The 18793-nt window shown below is 60.6% G+C and carries 15 protein-coding genes; 2 read left to right on the forward strand and 13 right to left on the reverse strand.

Features of this window, described 5'->3' with window-relative positions; genetic code table 11:
* Positions 1–4: 4 nt before the first annotated feature.
* The 6 genes from cysT to QCL51_RS24045 form a co-directional block, all read right to left on the reverse strand.
* Positions 5–823 carry a sulfate ABC transporter permease subunit CysT gene (gene cysT / locus QCL51_RS24020; protein WP_009683704.1) on the reverse strand — a complete coding sequence of 273 codons (819 nt, stop codon included), beginning with the start codon at positions 821–823 and terminating at the stop codon, positions 5–7.
* Between the two features lie 72 nt (positions 824–895).
* A complete protein-coding gene (locus QCL51_RS24025) occupies positions 896–1903 on the reverse strand; it encodes a sulfate ABC transporter substrate-binding protein (RefSeq protein ID WP_338444387.1) in 1008 nt (335 codons plus the stop codon).
* Positions 1904–1953: 50 nt separating this feature from the next.
* Entirely contained in the window at positions 1954–2136 is a 183-nt protein-coding gene (gene oscA, locus QCL51_RS24030) for a sulfur starvation response protein OscA (protein ID WP_021783559.1), read from the reverse strand.
* 238 nt (positions 2137–2374) lie between these two features.
* The gene (locus tag QCL51_RS24035; protein ID WP_053870421.1) at positions 2375–5440 is read right to left on the reverse strand and encodes an efflux RND transporter permease subunit; all 3066 of its coding nucleotides are present in this window, start codon (positions 5438–5440) and stop codon (positions 2375–2377) included.
* Complete coding sequence (locus QCL51_RS24040) at positions 5437–6504, reverse strand: efflux RND transporter periplasmic adaptor subunit (RefSeq protein ID WP_021783557.1); 1068 nt, start codon at positions 6502–6504, stop codon at positions 5437–5439. Before QCL51_RS24040 ends, QCL51_RS24035 begins: the two co-directional genes overlap by 4 nt.
* Positions 6501–7589, reverse strand: a complete 1089-nt coding sequence (locus tag QCL51_RS24045) for an efflux RND transporter periplasmic adaptor subunit (protein WP_021783556.1) — start codon at positions 7587–7589, stop codon at positions 6501–6503. Before QCL51_RS24045 ends, QCL51_RS24040 begins: the two co-directional genes overlap by 4 nt.
* 313 nt (positions 7590–7902) lie before the next feature.
* Between QCL51_RS24045 and QCL51_RS24050 the strand changes: the two genes are divergently transcribed.
* Complete coding sequence (locus QCL51_RS24050; RefSeq protein ID WP_021783555.1) at positions 7903–8358, forward strand: transposase; 456 nt, start codon at positions 7903–7905, stop codon at positions 8356–8358.
* A 109-nt stretch (positions 8359–8467) separates the two neighbouring features.
* Here the strand turns inward: QCL51_RS24050 and QCL51_RS24055 are convergent, their stop codons facing one another.
* The 7 genes from QCL51_RS24055 to QCL51_RS24085 form a co-directional block, all read right to left on the reverse strand.
* Positions 8468–9361, reverse strand: a complete 894-nt coding sequence (locus tag QCL51_RS24055; protein ID WP_021783554.1) for an ABC transporter permease subunit — start codon at positions 9359–9361, stop codon at positions 8468–8470.
* Positions 9358–10278 (reverse strand): ABC transporter permease subunit, encoded by a 921-nt coding sequence (locus tag QCL51_RS24060; protein WP_021783553.1) that lies wholly within the window; start codon positions 10276–10278, stop codon positions 9358–9360. The genes QCL51_RS24055 and QCL51_RS24060 overlap by 4 nt, the downstream gene beginning before the upstream one ends.
* A complete protein-coding gene (gene potA / locus QCL51_RS24065) occupies positions 10275–11417 on the reverse strand; it encodes a polyamine ABC transporter ATP-binding protein (protein ID WP_021783552.1) in 1143 nt (380 codons plus the stop codon). The genes QCL51_RS24060 and potA overlap by 4 nt, the downstream gene beginning before the upstream one ends.
* Positions 11418–11489: 72 nt before the next feature.
* The gene (locus QCL51_RS24070) at positions 11490–12584 is read right to left on the reverse strand and encodes a polyamine ABC transporter substrate-binding protein (RefSeq protein ID WP_021783551.1); all 1095 of its coding nucleotides are present in this window, start codon (positions 12582–12584) and stop codon (positions 11490–11492) included.
* 156 nt (positions 12585–12740) lie between these two features.
* Entirely contained in the window at positions 12741–13838 is a 1098-nt protein-coding gene (locus QCL51_RS24075) for a polyamine ABC transporter substrate-binding protein (RefSeq protein ID WP_021783550.1), read from the reverse strand.
* Positions 13839–14006: 168 nt separating this feature from the next.
* Positions 14007–15368: an aspartate aminotransferase family protein gene (locus QCL51_RS24080; RefSeq protein ID WP_021783549.1), complete on the reverse strand. Its 1362-nt coding sequence runs from the start codon at positions 15366–15368 to the stop codon at positions 14007–14009.
* 48 nt (positions 15369–15416) lie between these two features.
* Positions 15417–16775: a glutamine synthetase family protein gene (locus tag QCL51_RS24085; RefSeq protein WP_003253727.1), complete on the reverse strand. Its 1359-nt coding sequence runs from the start codon at positions 16773–16775 to the stop codon at positions 15417–15419.
* A gap of 574 nt (positions 16776–17349) precedes the next feature.
* Between QCL51_RS24085 and QCL51_RS24090 the strand changes: the two genes are divergently transcribed.
* A complete protein-coding gene (locus QCL51_RS24090) occupies positions 17350–18726 on the forward strand; it encodes a glutamine synthetase family protein (protein WP_021783548.1) in 1377 nt (458 codons plus the stop codon).
* Positions 18727–18793 lie beyond the last annotated feature (67 nt).

Here is an 18793-nt window from a genome sequence, read left to right on the forward strand (position 1 = left end):
TCCTTCAAGGGGTTTCGATGCGGCGCTGCAGCAGGTTGATCAGCAGCAGCAGGATGAAGGAAACCACCAGCATCAGCACGCCGATGGCGGTCGCGCCGGTATAGTCGTACTGGTCGAGTTTGACCATGATCAACAGCGGCAGGATCTCGGTCTTCATCGGCATGTTGCCGGCAATGAAGATCACCGAACCATACTCGCCTACGCCACGGGCGAAGGCCAGGGCGAAGCCGGTGAGCCATGCCGGCAGCAGGGCCGGCGCCAGGATGTGGCGGAACACCTGCAATGGCTTGGCCCCCAGGCAGGCTGCAGCCTCTTCCACTTCACGCGGGATGTCGGCCAGTACCGGCTGCACCGTGCGCACCACGAACGGCAGGGTCACGAAGGTCAGTGCCAGAGTGATGCCCAGCGGGGTGTAGGCGATCTTGAAGCCCAGGTCGGTGGCGAACTGGCCGACCCAGCCCTGCGGCGCGTACAGGGCAGTCAGGGCGATACCGGCAACGGCGGTGGGCAAGGCGAACGGCAGGTCGATCATGGCATCGATGACCTTGCGCCCGGGGAAGGTGTAGCGCACCAGCACCCAGGCCAGCAGGGTACCGATCACACCGTTGATGATGGCGGCGAACAGGGCGGTGCCGAAACTCAGCTTGAGCGCGGCGATCACCCGCGGCGCACTGATGATGTTCCAGAACTGCTCGAAGGTCAGCTGCGAGGCATGGATGAACATGGCCGCCAGCGGTATCAGCACGATCAGGCTGAGGTACACCAAGGTGTAGCCCAGCGTCAGCCCGAAGCCGGGTATGACGGGGGAGATGCGACGTGACATAAATATCCCTGGTTGAACGCACTTGGCCCGGAGAGTTTCCGGGCAAGTGCAGGCTTCTGAATCTTGGGGCCCTTACTGTGCCTGATAGATCTGGTCGAACACACCGCCGTCATTGAAGAATTTCGGTTGTGCAGCCTTCCACCCACCAAAGTCCTTGTCGATGGTCACCAGGTCCAGTTTCGGGAACTGCTTGCCGAACTCCGCAGCGACTTTCTCGTCACGCGGGCGGTAGAAGTTCTCGGCGGCAATCTTCTGCCCGGCCGGGCTGTACAGGTGCTTGAGGTATTCGGTGGCAATCTCGGTATTGCCCTTCCGCTCGGCGTTCTTGTCGACCACGGCCACTGGCGGCTCGGCCAGGATCGACAGCGACGGCACGACAATGTCGAACTTGTCGGCACCACCGTCTTCCTTCAGGGCCAGGAAGGCCTCGTTTTCCCAGGCCAGCAACACGTCGCCCTGGCCGTTGTTGACGAAGGTGATGGTCGAACCACGGGCGCCGGTATCCAGCACCGGGACGTGCTTGAACAGCTCCTGCACATACGCCTTGGCCTTCTCTTCGCTACCGCCGGCCTTCAGGCCGTAGGCCCACGCCGCGAGGAAGTTCCAGCGGGCACCGCCAGAGGTTTTCGGGTTCGGGGTGATGACCGACACATCCTTCTTGATCAGGTCGCCCCAGTCCTTGATGCCTTTCGGGTTGCCCTTGCGCACCAGGAACACGATGGTCGAGGTGTACGGGGTGCTGGCGTCAGGCAGGCGGGTCTGCCAGTCCTCGGGCAGGGTCTTGCCAAGCTTGGCCACTTCGTCGATGTCACCGGCCAGGGCCAGGGTCACCACGTCAGCGCGCAGACCGTCGATCACCGCACGGGCCTGCTTGCCCGACCCCCCATGGGATTGCTGGATTTTCACCTTGTCGCCCGGGTGTGCCTGTTGCCAGTGCTTGATGAACTCGGCGTTGTACTGCTGGTAAAGCTCACGGGTCGGGTCGTAGGACACGTTGAGCAGTTCGTAGTCCTTGGCGATGGCGGAACCGGCAAAAACAGCACTGGCCAGGGCGGCGAGCGCATAACGGCGGATGGACATGGTGAAGCTCCCGATTGGCATTTTTCTAGTTTTGGATGTTGTGGCGCCGATCAGCCGGGCTTGTTGCCGGGCTGTTGCAGGCGGAACTTCTCCTTGCGCTCGATCTGTACGACCTGAGCGTTGTGCACGGTGATCTCCACCGCACCGAAACGCAGGTCGCGCAAGGCGCTCTGGATTTCACGCAAGAGGGTGGCTTCGTCCTGGCCGTCGATGCTACGCAGAGATGCACTCATGCTCGTTCTCCTTGGAGTGAGGGCGCCGGGCAGAGGTTTGAAGGGGATTTGCGCCTGGCTTGAGGGCAATAGTAGTGAGGCGCGGTTATTCTTAAAAATACTGTTTAAGCATTTTTATATAACCAAAATCAGATCACGATTTTGCAGGCGACAAAATACCTCTGTGGAAGCGGGCGTGCCCGCGAATGCGGCAGTGAATCCACCATCGCATTCGCGGGCACGCCCGCTCCCACAGGGTTCAGCGCTGGGTTTTGGTACTGTTTTCAGGCTCGCGAATCTTGTACCAGGCCACGTACAGCGCCGGCAGGAACAGCAGCGTCAGCAAGGTGGCCACGATGATCCCGCCAATCATGGCGTAGGCCATGGGGCCCCAGAACACCTCGCGGGCAATCGGGATCATGCCCAGGCTCGCCGCCGCCGCCGTCAGCAGGATCGGCCGGCGCCGGTGGTTGGTGGCCTCTACAACCGCATCCCACGGCGACAGGCCATGGGCTTCGAACTCGTCTATCTGGGTCACCAGAATCACTGAGTTACGAATAATGATGCCAGCCAGCGCAAGGATGCCGAGGATCGCCACGAAGCCCATCGGCGTCCCCGTGGGCACCAACGCCAGCACTACACCAATCAGGCCCAGCGGCGCCACGCTGACCACCAGAAACAGCTTCTGCACGCTGTGCAACTGGATCATCAGGAAGGTCGCCATGAGGAACAGCATCAGTGGGATGACCTTGGCGATCGGCCCCTGGGCCTTGCTGCTTTCTTCAACCGTACCACCCGTGGCCACTTCGTAACCGACCGGCAGCTTGCTGGCGAACTCGTCAATTTTTGGCTTCAGCTGGGCCACCAGGTCAGTGGGCTGAATGTCGCCATTGACCGAGGCCTTGATGGTAATGGTCGGCTTGCGGTCGCGGCGCCATACCAGCGGCTGTTCCAGTTCGTAGCGCACGGTGGCGAACGAAAGCAGCGGGATCGACGTGCCGTTAGGGGTAAGAATTTGCAGGTTCTGCAGGGTATCAGGCGAGCCACGCTCGCTGTCTTCGGCGCGGGCGACCACATCGACCAGGTAGATGTTGTCGTTGACCTGGGTGATCTGCACGCCACTGACGATGCTGTTCATCACATTGGCAACATCTTCGGACGACAGGCCCAGCTGGCGTGCCTTGTCCTGGGCAATTTCCACGCGCAGCACCTTACCCGGCTCGTTCCAGTCGTAGATCATCTCGCCGATGTGCTCGTTCTGGTCGAGCAAGGTGGCCAGCTCGATGGCGTGTTTGCGTACCTGGTCAATGTCGGCACCGCTGACCCGGTACTGGATCGGCCGGCCCACTGGCGGGCCCATCTCCAGCGATTGCACGTTGGTGCCGACGCCGACGAATTCTTCATGCAGGATCTTCTGCAGGCGGTCCATCATGGCCTGACGCTCTTCGAAGCCCTTGCTGACAATCACCAGCTGCGCGTAGTACGGGTTCTGCAACTGCTGGTCGAGGGGCAGGTAGAAGCGGATCGCGCCTTGGCCAATGTAGGTGCTCCAGTGCACCAGGTCCGGGTCGTCCTTGATCCGCGCCTCGAAGCGGTCGACTACCTTGCGCGTCTCCTCGATCGAAGCGTTCTGCGGCAGGTTGAGGTCGACGAGAATTTCCGGGCGGTCCGAGGACGGGAAGAACTGGTTCTGCACAAAACGCATGCAGAAGATCGACAGGGCGAACAGCACCACGGTGCCGATGATGGTCAACCAGCGGTTGCGCATGCACCACAGCAACCCGCCTTCAAATGCCCGCCCGACCCGGCCAGGCTCAGCTTCGTGGGCCTTGATCTTGTCGCTTTTGAGAATATGCACCCCAAGCACCGGCGCGAAGAAAACCGCCACCACCCACGACACGATCAGGGCCACGGCGATCACCGCGAACAGGGTGAACGTGTATTCACCCGCAGAGCTGGCGTTGAGGCCGATAGGCACGAACCCGGCCACGGTCACCAAGGTGCCGGTAAGCATGGGGAAGGCTGTGGAGGTGTAGGCGAACGTCGCCGCCTGCTCCTTGCTTTCGCCCATTTCCAGCCGCGTGACCATCACCTCCACAGTAATCATCGCATCGTCCACCAGCAGGCCAAGCGCAATGATCAGCGCCCCCAGCGAAATCCGCTGCATGGTGATGCCGCTGTACTCCATGAACACGAACACCATGGCCAGCACCAGCGGGATCGAGCAGGCCACCACCAGCCCGGCGCGCACGCCAAGACTGACAAAGCTCACAGCCAGCACGATCACCACCGCCTCGAACAGCGCGCTGGTGAAACCGCCGACCGCCTGCTTGACCACCACGGCCTGGTCAGAAACGGTGTGTACCCCGACACCCACCGGCAGGTCCTGGACCACCTGGTCCATGCGCTTTTTCAACGCTGCACCGAACACCTGGATGTTGCCGCCGGCCTTCATGCCGATGGCGAGGCCAATGGCTGTCTGGCCGTTGTAACGGAACATTGGCGAAGGCGGGTCGACGTAGCCGCGCTCGATGTCGGCGATATCAGCCAGGCGGAAGAAGCGGTCGTTGATCCTCAAGTTGACGGATTGCAGGTCTTTTTCCGAGGCAAACTGCCCGGACGTACGCACCGAGATGCGCTCCGGGCCGGCCTCGATCATGCCGGCCGGCGTCACCGCATTCTGTGCTTGAAGTGCCTGCATCACCTGGCGCTGATCAATGCCCAGGGCTGCCAGCTTGCGGGTGGAGAAGTTCAGGTACAGCACTTCGTCCTGGGTGCCGACCAGCTCGATCTTGCCGATGTTGGGTACATCGCGGACCTCGGCCCGCGCCTGTTCCACGTAGTCCCGCAGTTGGCGCAGGGTCAGGCCGTCAGCGGTAAAGGCATAGATCGAGCCGAATACATCACCGAATTCGTCGTTGAAGCCCGGCCCCTGAATACCAGCGGGAAATTCGCCACGAATATCCTGGATCTTCTTGCGCACCTGATACCAGATATCCGGAATGTCCTTGGCCTTGGTGGTGTCGCGAAGGTACACGTAGACCGTGGACTCGCCGGGGCGGGTGTAGCTTTTGGTGTAGTCGAGCGAGTCGAGTTCCTCGAGCTTCTTCTCGATGCGGTCAGTAACCTGGTACAGGGTTTCGTCCTGGGTCGCACCGGGCCAGCGGGTCTGGATGACCATGGTCTTGATGGTGAACGACGGGTCTTCCTCGCGGCCCAGGTTGAAGTAGGAAAAAATCCCCATCAACAGGCTAACGAACATCAGGTACCAGACGAACGATTGATGCTTGAGTGCCCAGTCGGACAGGTTGAAGCTTCCTTTCATTGCGCATCCTCGTCGAAGGTGACCTTCTGGCCAGGCTTGAGGCTGTTGACGCCGGCTGTGACCACGCGTTCACCGGGCTGCACGCCGGAGCTCAGTACGATGCTGTCAGCGGTGCGGTCGATCAGCGCTACGTCACGGGTGGCCACGGTCTTGTGCTGCGTATCGATCACCCACACCTGGGTCTTGCCGTCACGCTCAAGCAAGGCACTCAGGGGCAGTTCGCTGCGCGGGGACACTTCCGAGCTAAGGGTCACACTGATGGAGGTGCCGAGGTGGAAGGCCGCCGGTGTGCTGGCCAGGGTCAGGCGAGCACGGCGGGTACGGGTGGTGGCATCAGCCTGAGGCTCCAGTTCGCGCAGGCTCGCTGTGGTGTTGATGGTCGGGTCCAGTTGCGAGGCAACAGTGAAGGTCAGGTCTTTGCTCAACTGCTCGGCCAGATCGATCGGCAGGTCGATGACCGCTTCCTTCACGTCCGGCCGGGCCAGGGTCACCACGGCTTGACCAGCGGTTACAGTTTGCCCGGCTTCGGCCTGCCACGCGGTAATCACGGCAGCGTGATCGGAACGCAGGGTGCTGTAGTCGAGCTGATCACGGGCCTGGCTGACGGCGGAGCGGGCCTGTTCCAACGCTGCGCTGGTGGTTTTCAGGTTGGTCTGGGCGATATCCAGCTGTGCCTGGGCACCAACCCCACGGTCATACAACTGCTGCTGGCGACGGGCATCGGCCTGGGCGTTGATCCACTGTGCCTGCACCTTGGCCAGATCGCCTTCGGCAGCGCGCAACTGGTTCTGCTGGTCGGTCGGGTCCAGGGTGGCCAAGGTGTCGCCCGGTTTCACCCGCGCCCCGACGTCCAGCCAGCGCCGGGCAATGCGCCCGGAAACCCGGAAGCCCAAGGTGCTTTCGAAGCGCGCCTGGATACTGCCGGCGAAACGGCCCAGCTGCGACTGCACCTGAGGTTCGACCTTGACCGACAGCACTGGCCGAATCGGCTCTGGTGCCTCTTCTTCACTACTACAACCCGCCAGCAGCACACCGGCCGAGAGCATCAGCAACAGACGCTTCATAGCTCACCCCCTGGGCTCTTGGCGTCGACCTTCTGTACCTGCATGCCGGGGTGCAGCAACTGGCCGCCGTTGACCACTACGGTCTCGCCGCCTTTCAGGCCGCTGGCGACCACAATCTTGCCGGTGAGGTAGCGGCGGATTTCGACTTTGCGCAGTTCCACCTTGTCGCCCTCGCCCACCACCCACACGGCAGGCTCATGCAGGGCCTTGGTCAGCGCCGACCATGGCAACTCGACGCTGGGCCGGCCCTGGGCATTGGTAGTGGCAGTAACCGGTGCCCCCAACTGCATCTCGGGCGGCACGTCCTTGAGCCCCACCTTGACCTGCACGGTGCCGCTTTGCGCGGACACGGTGGGGGTGATTTCGCGCACGAAGCCACGGGCCTGGACCTTGGGATCGTCCAGCAGGCTCACGACTACCCCGGCATCACTGGGCGGCGCCACCAGCAGCGACTCGTAGACGTTGAACACCGCATCGCGGTCGCCATCGACGGCCAGGCTGAAGATCGGCATGGTCGCCTGCACCACTTGGCCAACCTCGGCCTGGCGCTCGGTGATTACCCCGGCGGCCTCGGAGACCAGTGCGGTGTAGCTGAGTTGCTCGTTGGCATTGGCCAGTTGCGCCTGGGCGGCCTTGAGTGCGCTCTGGTTGCTGCGCAGCGCGGCTTCAGCAGCATCGTATTCGCTCTGGCTGGTGTAGCCCTTGGGCAGCAGTTTCTGCTGGCGCACGAAGGCCGCGCTGGTCTGGGTGACCCGCGCCTGCGCGGCGAACACTTCGGCCTTGGCCGAGTCGACATTGTTCTGCAGGTCTTTCGGGTCCAGCCGTGCCAGCACCTGGTTGGCCTTGACGTGATCGCCCACGTCGACGCTACGCGAAATGATCTTGCCGCCAACGCGGAATGACAAATCTGTCTGCACCCGCGCCTGTACGTCGCCGGTCAGGGTGACCCTGGCAGCGAAATCGGTGGGTTGGACCTGCTGCACACCCACCCGAGGCAGTGTCTCGGGAACCTCTTCCTTGCTACAGCCGGTGAGCATGTACAACAACCCCAGACAGACGACCGACAGCGGACGCATCAACGCCATGCTGGCTCCTTGCTTGCGCACAAATGATTTGTGGGATGCGACTGTGAGCGTAGTTCAGGGTTCGATAAACATCACTGGCGGGGATCATTCCGGCATTTTCACAGCCGGTGCGGGCCTCTTCGCGGGTGAACCCGCTCCCACAGAGATCGTGCCTATGCTGAATTCTGTACAGTACCTGTGGGAGCGGGTTCACCCGCGAATGGGCCGGTACAGGTACATATAACCTCTGCCATATCCAGAAACCATCCACTTCATTGCGCCGGCATCACAGTTACTACCTTTGGGAGGTCATCTGTTTGCAAGGAAGAACCTGATGCCCAGAGCTCAATCCCACCTGCTTCGTCGTGGTCGCTATTCAGAGCTCGGCAGACTCTATCTGCTGACCACCATTACCCATCAGCGCAAGCCGCTATTCGATGAATTCCACCATGCCCGCTTGGTCATTCATCAATTGCGGCAATCCGATCACGACCAAGCCTGCCGTTCACTGGCCTGGGTGTTGATGCCCGACCATCTGCATTGGCTGATCGAATTGAAAGGAGCAACGCTGGATACCTTGATGCGCAGGTTCAAGTCCAGGTCCAGTCTCGCGTTACATCAGGCAGGGGTTGAGCATCATCCGGTATGGCAGCCTGGATATCAGGACCGGGCACTGAGAAGGGAGGAAAGCATAGTGCATGTCGCCAGATACATAGTTGCCAACCCGTTGCGGGCCGGCTTGGCAAGAAGTGTCAGGGACTATCCACACTGGGATGCAGTCTGGCTCTGAATGTGTGCTGGGGGAATTCGCGGGTAAACCCGCTCCCACAGCGACCGCGCACATTTTAAAGGTTGTGCACTACGACTGTGGGAGCGGGCGTGCCCGCGAAAGGGCCGGCTCAGGCCGATGCAGCCACCTGCGCCGAGCGCTTGACCTGCGGCTGCGAAGCGTTGGCCGCAGCACCCTCTTCGATCGCCTGCTGAATCGCCTTGCGACGACGCTCTTCGGCCTGGCGGCTGAAGTACCAGACGAAGAAGGTCACCAGCGATACCGACAGCAATATCAGGCTGGCCACGGCGTTGATCTCCGGTTTCACGCCCAGGCGCACCGCCGAGAACACTTCCATCGGCAAGGTGGTCGAGCCAGGCCCGGAGACGAAGCTGGCCAGTACCAGATCGTCCAGCGACAGGGCGAACGACATCATGCCGCCCGCCGCCAGCGACGGTGCGATCATCGGGATGGTGATCAGGAAGAACACCTTCCACGGCTTGGCACCCAGGTCCATCGCCGCTTCCTCGATCGACAGGTCCAGCTCACGCAGGCGAGCCGACACCACCACCGCGACGTACGCCGCACAGAACGTAGTGTGGGCAATCCAGATGGTGACGACACCACGTTCCTGGGGCCAGCCGATCGACTGCGCCATGGCCACGAACAGCAGCAACAGCGACAGACCGGTGATCACTTCGGGCATTACCAGCGGCGCAGTGACCAGGCCACCGAACAGCGTGCGGCCCTTGAAGCGGGTGACGCGGGTCAGCACGAAGGCTGCCAGGGTACCCAGCGCCACCGCTGCCACCGCCGTGTAGCAGGCGATTTCCAGCGAGCGCATCACCGAACCCATCAGCTGGGTGTTGTCGAGCAGGCCGACGTACCACTTGATCGACCAGCCCCCCCACACCGTCACCAGCTTGGAGGCGTTGAACGAGTAGATCACCAGGATCAGCATCGGCAGGTAGATGAACAGCAAGCCGAGCACCAGCATCAGCTTGGAGAAACTGAAGCGTTTCATGCGCGGCCCTCCATCTCTTTGGCCTGACTACGGTTGAACAGCAGGATCGGCACGATCAGGATCGCCAGCATTACCACCGCCAGGGCGGATGCTACCGGCCAGTCACGGTTGTTGAAGAACTCCTGCCACAGCACTTTACCGATCATCAGGGTTTCCGGGCCGCCCAGCAGTTCCGGGATCACGAACTCGCCCACCACCGGAATGAACACCAGCATGCAGCCGGCGATGATGCCGTTTTTCGACAGCGGTACCGTGATCTTCCAGAAGCTGTTGAAGGTGCTCGAACCCAGGTCGGATGCAGCTTCGAGCAGGCTCGGATCATGCTTCACAAGGTTGGCGAACAGCGGCAGGATCATGAACGGCAGGTACGAATAGACCACGCCGATGTACACCGCCAGGTTGGTGTTGAGGATCTGCAACGGCTGGTCGATCAACCCGGTCCACAGCAGGAAACCGTTGAGCAGGCCATTGTTGCTGAGGATACCCATCCAGGCATAGACGCGGATCAGGATCGCGGTCCAGGTTGGCATCATGATCAGCAACAGCAGGACCGTCTGGGTCTCCTTCTTGGCGTTGGCGATGGCGTAGGCCATCGGGAAGCCGATCAGCAGGCACAGCAGGGTGCTGAAGAACGCCATCTTCAACGAACCCAGATAGGCCGCGAGATACAGATCATCCTCGGTCAACAGCCCGTAGTTGGCCAGGTTGAGGACCAGCTGGATCTTGTCTTCGACGTAGGTGTAGATCTCGGTATAAGGCGGAATTGCCACATCAGCTTCGGCAAAACTGATCTTCAGGACGATGAAGAACGGCAGCATGAAGAACAGGAACAGCCAGATGAACGGCACGCCGATCACCAGATGCCGCCCCTCCGGGACCAGACGCTGGAAGGCTCGCTTGAGCTTGCGCAGTTTCATGACCGCAGTACCACGCCGCTGTCGTCTTCCCACCACACGTACACTTCATCGCCCCAGGTAGGACGAGCACCCTGGCGCTCGGCGTTGGCGACGAACGACTGGACGACCTTGCCGCTCGGCAGCTCCACATAGAACACCGAGTGGCCACCCAGGTAGGCGATATCGTGCACCTTGCCGCGCGACCAGTTGTGCTCGAACTCGGGCTGCTTGGTGGTTACCAGCAGTTTCTCCGGGCGCAGGGCGTAGGTGATGTGCTTGTCTTCAACCGAAGTGGTGATGCCGTGGCCCACGTAGATCTTGCGCTCCAGCTCCGGGCTGGCAATGATCGCGTAGCCTTCGGCGTCATCGACCACGTCACCTTCGAACAGGTTGACGTTACCGATGAACTCGCACACCAGGCGGCTGGTAGGTGTCTCGTAGATGTCCACTGGCGAGCCGATCTGGGCGATCCAGCCCAGGTGCATGATGGCGATGCGCTGGGCCATGGTCATGGCCTCTTCCTGGTCGTGGGTCACCATCACGCAGGTCACACCCACGCGCTCGATGATCTCGACCAGCTCCAGCTGCATCTGCGAACGCAGTTTCTTGTCCAGTGCACCCATCGGCTCGTCGAGCAGCAGCAGCTTGGGGCGCTTGGCCAGCGAGCGGGCCAACGCCACACGCTGACGCTGGCCGCCCGACAACTGGTGCGGCTTGCGCTTGGCGTACTGGGTCATGTGCACCAGCTTGAGCATCTCGGCCACGCGCGCATCAATCTCGGCCTTGGGCAGCTTGTCCTGCTGCAGGCCGAAGGCGATGTTCTGCGCCACGGTCATGTGCGGGAACAACGCGTAGGACTGGAACATCATGTTGATCGGCCGCTCGTAGGGCGGCATATCGGTGATGTCGACGCCATCGAGGAAGATCCGCCCTTCGCTAGGGCGCTCGAAGCCGGCCAGCATGCGCAGCAAGGTAGACTTGCCGGAACCGGAGCCACCCAGCAAGGCGAAGATCTCACCCTTGCGAATTTCCAGGGACACATCGTCCACGGCTACCGTTTCGTCGAACTTTTTCGTGACCCGGTCGATCTTGACCAGCACCTGCTTGGGTTGCTGGTCACCCTCGAGGGCTTTTTTATAGGCACCGGAGGCAACTGCCATGAGTGAAACTCCCAACAAGATTTTTGTGCCCGCGCGGCCAGACCTGCAAAGGCCGCCGCGGGTCTGGATTTTTTACTTGCCCGACTTGACCTTGGTCCAGCTACGGGTCATCAGCCGTTGCACCTTGGGTGGCAACTCTGAGTTCACGAACATCTTGTTCAGCACTTCCTGCGGTGGGTAAACCGCAGCGTCAGTCCTCACGGCCTGGTCCATCAGGTCGCCAGCCTTGGGGTTCGGGTTGGCGTAACCGACGTAATCACTGACCTGGGCGATAACCTCAGGTTTCAGCAAATAGTTGATGAAGGCATGCGCCTCTTTGACGTTCTTGGCGTCCTTGGGGATCGCCAGCACGTCGAACCAGAGGTTGCCGCCTTCCTTGGGAATGGCGTAGGCCAGGTTCACGCCCTTCTTCGCTTCTTCAGCGCGAGCCTTGGCCTGGAACACATCACCCGAGAAACCTGCCGCGACGCAGATATCGCCGTTGGCCAGGTCGCTGATGTACTTGGACGAGTGGAAGTAGGTCACGTACGGGCGCACCGCCAGCAGCTTCTGCTCGGCCTTGGCGTAATCCTTGGGGTCGGTGCTGTTCGGGTTGAGGCCCATGTAGTTGAGCACCGCTGGCAGCATTTCGTCCGCCGAGTCGAGGAAGGCCACACCGCACTTGGAGAGCTTCTTCATGTTTTCGGGCTCGAACAGCACGGCCCAGGAGTCGATGGTATCCACGCCCAGCGCAGCCTTGACCTTGTCGACGTTGTAACCGATGCCGTTGGTGCCCCACAGATAAGGCACCGCGTACTGGTTACCCGGGTCGTTCTTTTCCAGGCGCTTCATCAGCGCCGGGTCGAGGTTGGAATAATTGGGCAGCAGGTTCTTGTCGAGCTTCTGGAACGCGCCCGCCTTGATCTGCTTGCCGAGGAAATGGTTGGACGGCACCACCACGTCATAACCGGTGTTACCGGCCAGCAGCTTGCCTTCCAGGGTTTCATTGGAGTCGAACACGTCTTGCACAGGCTTGATGCCCGTGGCGCTCTCGAAGTCCGCGAGTGTGTTAGGGCCGATGTAGTCGGACCAGTTATAGAAGTGCACCGTCGGCGCCGCTTGGACGCTGCATGCCAGCGTCAGGCCCGCGCCAGCCATCAAGGCCTTGCGGAATACAGAAATAGACAAGTGGGGGTCCTCACAATCAGTGCCTGGGTAGCGACAATGCTGCCGCACACGCAAAACCGGCGCGCAACTTAACTTCGCAGCTTCGATGCCGCAATCATCAATTACCTTTCAATGGCTCTGGGCCAGGAAACCCGGCCCAGAGCTGTCGCATCAGGCTTACTTGCCCGACTTGATCTTCGTCCAACTGCGGGTGATCACTCGCTGCACAGAAGCGTCAGGCGCAGCGATCGCGTACAACTTCTTCTTCACTTCGGCAGGCGGGTAGATGCTCGGGTCGCTGGTGATGTCTTTGTCCACGAACTGGGTGGCAGCAGCGTTCCCGTTCGGGAAGCGCACGGCATTGGTGATTTCAGCCATGATTTCCGGCTGCATCAGGAAATTCATGAACTGGTAGGCAGCGTCTTTATGCTCGGCATCTTTCGGGATGGCGACCATGTCGTAGAAGGTACCGGCACCTTCCTTCGGAATGACGTAGTCCACTTTTACCTTGTCGCCCGCTTCATGGGCACGGGCCTTGGACTGCTCCAGGTCACCCGAGTAACCGACGGCTACACAGATGTTGCCGTTGGCCATGTCGCCAATGTACTTGGACGAGTGGAAGTAGGTGATCGAAGGACGGATCTTGAGGAACAGGTCTTCGGCGGCTTTCAGGTCTTCTTTCTTGGTGCTGTCGGTCGGTTTGCCGAGGTAGTGCAGCGCAGCCGGGAGCATTTCGGTCGGGGCGTCGAGGAAACTCACGCCGCAGCTCTTGAGCTTGGCGATGTTCTCAGGCTTGAACACCACGTCCCACGAATCGATCTTGTCCACACCCAGCGCAGCCTTGACCTTCTCCGGGTTGTAGCCGATGCCGATCGAGCCCCACATATAAGGGAAGGCATGCTTGTTGCCCTTGTCGCTGGCATCGCCAACGGCCTTGAGCAGGTCGGGGTCAAGGTTCTTCCAGTTCGGTAGTTTCGAACGGTCCAGCTCCTCGTACACACCCGCCTTGATCTGCTTGGCCAGGAAGTTGTTCGACGGCACGACGATGTCATAGCCCGACTTGCCTGCCAGCAGCTTGGCTTCCAGGGTTTCGTTGCTGTCGAAGACGTCGTACTTGACCTTGATACCCGTCTGCTTCTCGAACTTGGCGATGGTGTCCGGAGCGATGTAGTCCGACCAGTTATAGACGTTCAACACTTTGTCTTCAGCCTGAACAGCGGAGGCCATGGCGCCCATCAGGGCGGCGGCCAGCAACGTTTTGCCCATTTTATTCATGCGTAATGCTCCAGAATTTTTATTTAGCAACTGTCCAGCAGCCAGAACCCACGGTGCAGAGCGCGCGGCGACTGAAACAGCCGCTAGTCTGGCAAGTTACAAGGCCCTGTATCAAGGAAAGCAGGGCCATGTAACGGCTTAATGTCACAACGCTAGCCTAGCAAACGCTTATCGAATCGCCTCAAGGGTAAGATCCAGGCACTTGCGTGCCTTTTCCACCAGTTCGTCGATCTCCGCATGGCTGATTACCAGCGGCGGCGCGATGATCATGGTGTCACCCACCGCACGCATGATCAGGCCGTTCTCAAAGCAGAAGGTGCGACAGATCATGCCCACGCCTTTGCCTTCGTAACGGCTGCGGGTGGCCTTGTCCTTGACCAGCTCGATCGCACCCAGCATGCCCAGGCCGCGCACTTCACCCACCAGAGGATGGTCCTGCAGCTCGCGCAAACGCTTTTGCAAATACGGTGCCGTATCCGTGCGCGCCTTCTCGACAATTTTCTCGTCACGCAGGATGCGCAGGTTTTCCAGGCCCACCGCGGCCGCCACCGGGTGGCCGGAGTAGGTGAAACCGTGATTGAAGTCGCCGCCTTCGCTGATCACCTTGGCCACGGTGTCACGCACGATCACACCGCCCATGGGGATGTAACCAGAGGTCAGGCCTTTCGCGATGGTCATCAGGTCGGGCTTGAGGTCGTAGTAGTCAGAGCCGAACCACTCGCCGGTACGGCCGAAGCCGCAGATCACCTCGTCGGCGACGAACAGGATGTCGTACTTGGCAAGGATCTCCTTCACCTTGGGCCAGTAGGTTTCCGGCGGGATGATCACGCCACCTGCGCCCTGGATCGGCTCGGCGATGAAGGCAGCGACGTTGTCTTCGCCGACTTCGAGGATCTTCTTCTCCAGCTGCTCGGCAGCCCAGACACCGAATTCGTCAGGGGTCATGTCGCCGCCCTCGCCGAACCAGTAAGGCTGAGGGATGTGAACGATACCCGGGATCGGCAAGCCACCCTGCTCGTGCATGCCGCTCATGCCACCCAGGCAAGCACCGGCGAAGGTGGAACCGTGGTAACCGTTGATACGGCCGATGATGGTCTGCTTGTGCGGTTTGCCCTTAAGCGCCCAGTAGTGACGCACCATGCGCAGCACAGTGTCGTTGCCTTCGGAGCCGGAGCCGGTGAAGAACACATGGGTCATACCTTTCGGCGCCACTTCGGTGATCGCTTTGGCCAGCTCGAGCGCCGGCGGGTGAGCGGTCTGGAAGAACAGGTTGTAGTACGGCAGCTCGCGCATCTGTTTTTCTGCCGCCTGCACCAGCTCTTCACGGCCGTAGCCGACCGCCACGCACCATAGACCGGCCATGCCGTCGAGGATCTTGTGCCCCTCGCTATCCCACAAATGCACACCCTGGGCCTTGGTGATGATGCGCGGCCCCTTCTCCTTCAGTTGCTTGTAGTCACTGAAGGGTGCGAGGTGATGCTCCCCGCTCAGGGTTTGCCATTCACGGGTTTGCGGGTTGTTGACGCTCATGTGCTTCTCCGTTATTGGACCGCCGCGCTCCTGCGGCACCAGGGTTGATCAGACAGCGAACAGCAGGAACTCACGCTCCCAGGAACTGATGACGCGCTTGAAGTTTTCGTGCTCGGCGCGCTTGGTGGCGACATATCCGGTAATGAATTTCTTGCCCAGGTACTGCACCAGCGCACGGCTGTTTTCCATGCGTTCCAGGGCGTCTTCGATGGTCAGGGGCAGGCGCAGGTTGCGGCGTTCGTAACCACGGCCCTGCACTGGCGCGCTGGCCTCGATACCTTCGACCATGCCGATGTAGCCACACAGCAGGCTGGCGGCGATGGCCAGGTAAGGGTTGGCGTCGGCGCCCGGCAGGCGGTTTTCGACGCGCCGGCTTTGCGGGCCGGCATCCGGTACGCGCAGGCCGACGGTGCGGTTTTCTTCGCCCCACTCCACGTTCACCGGCGCCGAGGTGTCGGGCAGGAAGCGGCGGAACGAGTTGACGTTGGGCGCGAACAGCGGCAGCGCCTCGGGGATGAACTTCTGCAGGCCGCCGATGTGGTTGAGGAACAGCTCGCTCATGCTGCCGTCTTCATTGCTGAAGATGTTCTTGCCGGTCGCCACGTCGACCACGCTCTGGTGAAGATGCATGGCACTGCCCGGCTCGCCGGTCATCGGTTTGGCCATGAAGGTGGCGGCCACGTTGTGCTTGAGCGCCGCCTCGCGCATGGTGCGCTTGAACACCAGGATCTGGTCGGCCAGGTGCAGGGCGTCGCCGTGACGGAAGTTGATTTCCATCTGCGCCGTGCCGTCTTCGTGGATCAGCGTGTCGAGGTCCAGTTGCTGCAGCTCGCACCAGTCGTAGACATCTTCGAACAGCGGGTCGAATTCGTTGGCAGCTTCGATCGAGAACGACTGACGGCCGGTTTCCGGGCGACCTGAACGGCCGACCGGGGGCTGCAACGGAAAGTCCGGGTCCTCGCTGCGCTTGGTCAGGTAGAACTCCATCTCGGGGGCGACGATCGGCTGCCAGCCCTTGTCGGCGTAGAGCTTGAGCACTTTTTTCAGCACGTTGCGCGGCGACAGTTCGACCGGGTTGCCCTTCTTGTCGTAGGTGTCGTGGATGACCTGTGCGGTCGGTTCGATAGCCCACGGCACGAGGAACACGGCGTTCTCGTCAGGGCGGCAGATCATGTCGATGTCTGCCGGGTCGAGCAGTTCGTAATAGATGTCGTCGTCGACGTAGTCACCGGTCACGGTCTGCAGCAGCACGCTCTCGGGCAGCCGCATGCCTTTTTCGGCGATGAATTTGTTGGTTGGCGAAATCTTGCCGCGCGTGATGCCGGTCAGGTCGCTGATCATGCATTCGACTTCGGTAATCTTGTGCTCTTTCAACCAATCGGTGAGCTGGTCGAGGTTGTTACTCATAAATACCTCAGGAGGTAAGGTGGTCCACGACTTGATTCTGGATGGAGTAGATTGCTAAAGCAAAAACCCACGCGCAGAGCCACAGTGGATACACTGAAATCAGCTGTGTCCGTAATGAGTTCAAAAGGCAGGAAGACGAAGCGAAGGGCGGCAAGCCGCTGCGAGGACCGGTCCGGGAACGCGAAACGTCAATTATTGCGGCCAGGGCGACCACGCCATTGACGAAGCTTGCAAAAATGACGGAAGTGCCTGTTGGCACTGCGCAGGCAGTGCTTTCAGGTCGCGGCAAGCGGACCATGTGACCCTCGTATTATTGTGTTCTGGGTTGAGACCGAGCTTAGCCTTGTTCATTTTTTTACACAACACCTCCGTAAAAAATAAAACACGGCGCACCGGAGATAGCCCTTTACGCAGGAAATAGCGGATAATGGTTTGCCCCGATATGCAGCAAATCTGCCGTAGATGTGCCATTTCAGGGCATCATGGGGTTGGCTTGACATCAGTATGGCTTTTCGATTGACTGGTCTTGCAAGCCCCCCTTGATTGATATTTTTAACAACAAAGGTGTTGCATCATGTCGGTACCCCCGCGTGCCGTTCAGCTTAACGAAGCGAACGCGTTCCTTAAGGAACATCCTGAGGTTCTCTACGTTGACCTTCTGATTGCAGATATGAATGGTGTGGTGCGTGGCAAGCGCATTGAGCGCACCAGCCTCCACAAGGTTTACGAGAAAGGCATCAACCTGCCGGCCTCCCTCTTCGCCCTGGACATCAACGGTTCCACCGTCGAAAGCACCGGGCTGGGCCTGGACATCGGCGATGCTGACCGCATCTGCTATCCAATCCCCGACACGCTCTGTAACGAGCCGTGGCAAAAGCGCCCCACCGCCCAGCTGCTGATGACCATGCACGAACTGGAAGGCGAGCCGTTCTTCGCCGACCCGCGCGAAGTGCTGCGTCAGGTGGTGACCAAGTTCGACGAACTGGGCCTGACTATCTGCGCCGCATTCGAACTGGAGTTCTACCTGATCGACCAGGAGAACGTGAACGGCCGCCCGCAGCCACCACGCTCGCCAATTTCGGGCAAGCGCCCGCAGTCGACCCAGGTGTACCTGATCGACGACCTCGACGAATATGCCGACTGCCTGCAGGACATCCTTGAAGGCGCGAAAGAACAAGGCATCCCGGCCGATGCCATCGTCAAGGAAAGCGCCCCGGCGCAGTTCGAAGTCAACCTGCACCACGTGGCCGACCCGCTCAAGGCCTGCGACTACGCGGTACTGCTCAAGCGGTTGATCAAGAACATCGCCTACGACCATGAAATGGACACCACCTTCATGGCCAAGCCCTACCCGGGCCAGGCAGGCAACGGCCTGCACGTGCACATTTCCGTGCTGGACAAAGATGGCAACAACATCTTCACCAGCGAGGATCCCGAGCAGAACGCCGCGCTACGTCACGCTGTCGGCGGTGTGCTCGAGACCCTGCCCGCGTCCATGGCATTCCTTTGCCCGAACGTCAACTCGTACCGCCGCTTTGGCGCGCAGTTCTACGTGCCGAACGCGCCAAGCTGGGGCCTGGACAACCGCACCGTGGCGCTGCGCGTGCCAACGGGTTCTGCGGACGCCGTGCGCATCGAGCACCGCGTAGCCGGTGCCGACGCCAACCCGTACCTGATGATGGCTGCGGTGCTGGCGGGCGTACACCATGGCCTGACCAACAAGGTCGAGCCGGGCGAGCCGATCGAAGGCAACTCGTACGAGCAGCTGGAGCAAAGCCTGCCGAACAACCTGCGCGATGCCCTGCGCGAGCTGGACGACAGCGAGATCCTGAACAAGTACATCGATCCGAAGTACATCGACATCTTTGTCGCGTGCAAGGAAAGCGAGCTGGAAGAGTTCGAGCACTCGATCTCCGACCTCGAGTACAACTGGTACCTGCATACCGTGTAAACAAAAACGCCGCCCCTCAAGGGCGGCGTTTTTTGTTTGAGACCGGTGTCGCCTGCTTCGCGGGCGA

This window comes from Pseudomonas sp. LTR0 (assembly GCF_036630035.1).
Classification (GTDB): domain Bacteria; phylum Pseudomonadota; class Gammaproteobacteria; order Pseudomonadales; family Pseudomonadaceae; genus Aquipseudomonas; species Aquipseudomonas putida_Y.

Excerpts from the sequence above, each read along its gene's own strand:
- cysT (WP_009683704.1), bottom strand. The coding sequence starts at position 823 with ATGTCACGTCGCATCTCCCCCGTCATACCCGGCTTCGGGCTGACGCTG.
- QCL51_RS24025 (WP_338444387.1), bottom strand. The coding sequence starts at position 1,903 with ATGTCCATCCGCCGTTATGCGCTCGCCGCCCTGGCCAGTGCTGTTTTT.
- oscA (WP_021783559.1), bottom strand. The coding sequence starts at position 2,136 with ATGAGTGCATCTCTGCGTAGCATCGACGGCCAGGACGAAGCCACCCTC.
- QCL51_RS24035 (WP_053870421.1), bottom strand. The coding sequence starts at position 5,440 with ATGAAAGGAAGCTTCAACCTGTCCGACTGGGCACTCAAGCATCAATCG.
- QCL51_RS24040 (WP_021783557.1), bottom strand. The coding sequence starts at position 6,504 with ATGAAGCGTCTGTTGCTGATGCTCTCGGCCGGTGTGCTGCTGGCGGGT.
- QCL51_RS24045 (WP_021783556.1), bottom strand. The coding sequence starts at position 7,589 with ATGGCGTTGATGCGTCCGCTGTCGGTCGTCTGTCTGGGGTTGTTGTAC.
- QCL51_RS24050 (WP_021783555.1), top strand. The coding sequence starts at position 7,903 with ATGCCCAGAGCTCAATCCCACCTGCTTCGTCGTGGTCGCTATTCAGAG.
- QCL51_RS24055 (WP_021783554.1), bottom strand. The coding sequence starts at position 9,361 with ATGAAACGCTTCAGTTTCTCCAAGCTGATGCTGGTGCTCGGCTTGCTG.
- QCL51_RS24060 (WP_021783553.1), bottom strand. The coding sequence starts at position 10,278 with ATGAAACTGCGCAAGCTCAAGCGAGCCTTCCAGCGTCTGGTCCCGGAG.
- potA (WP_021783552.1), bottom strand. The coding sequence starts at position 11,417 with ATGGCAGTTGCCTCCGGTGCCTATAAAAAAGCCCTCGAGGGTGACCAG.
- QCL51_RS24075 (WP_021783550.1), bottom strand. The coding sequence starts at position 13,838 with ATGAATAAAATGGGCAAAACGTTGCTGGCCGCCGCCCTGATGGGCGCC.
- QCL51_RS24080 (WP_021783549.1), bottom strand. The coding sequence starts at position 15,368 with ATGAGCGTCAACAACCCGCAAACCCGTGAATGGCAAACCCTGAGCGGG.
- QCL51_RS24085 (WP_003253727.1), bottom strand. The coding sequence starts at position 16,775 with ATGAGTAACAACCTCGACCAGCTCACCGATTGGTTGAAAGAGCACAAG.
- QCL51_RS24090 (WP_021783548.1), top strand. The coding sequence starts at position 17,350 with ATGTCGGTACCCCCGCGTGCCGTTCAGCTTAACGAAGCGAACGCGTTC.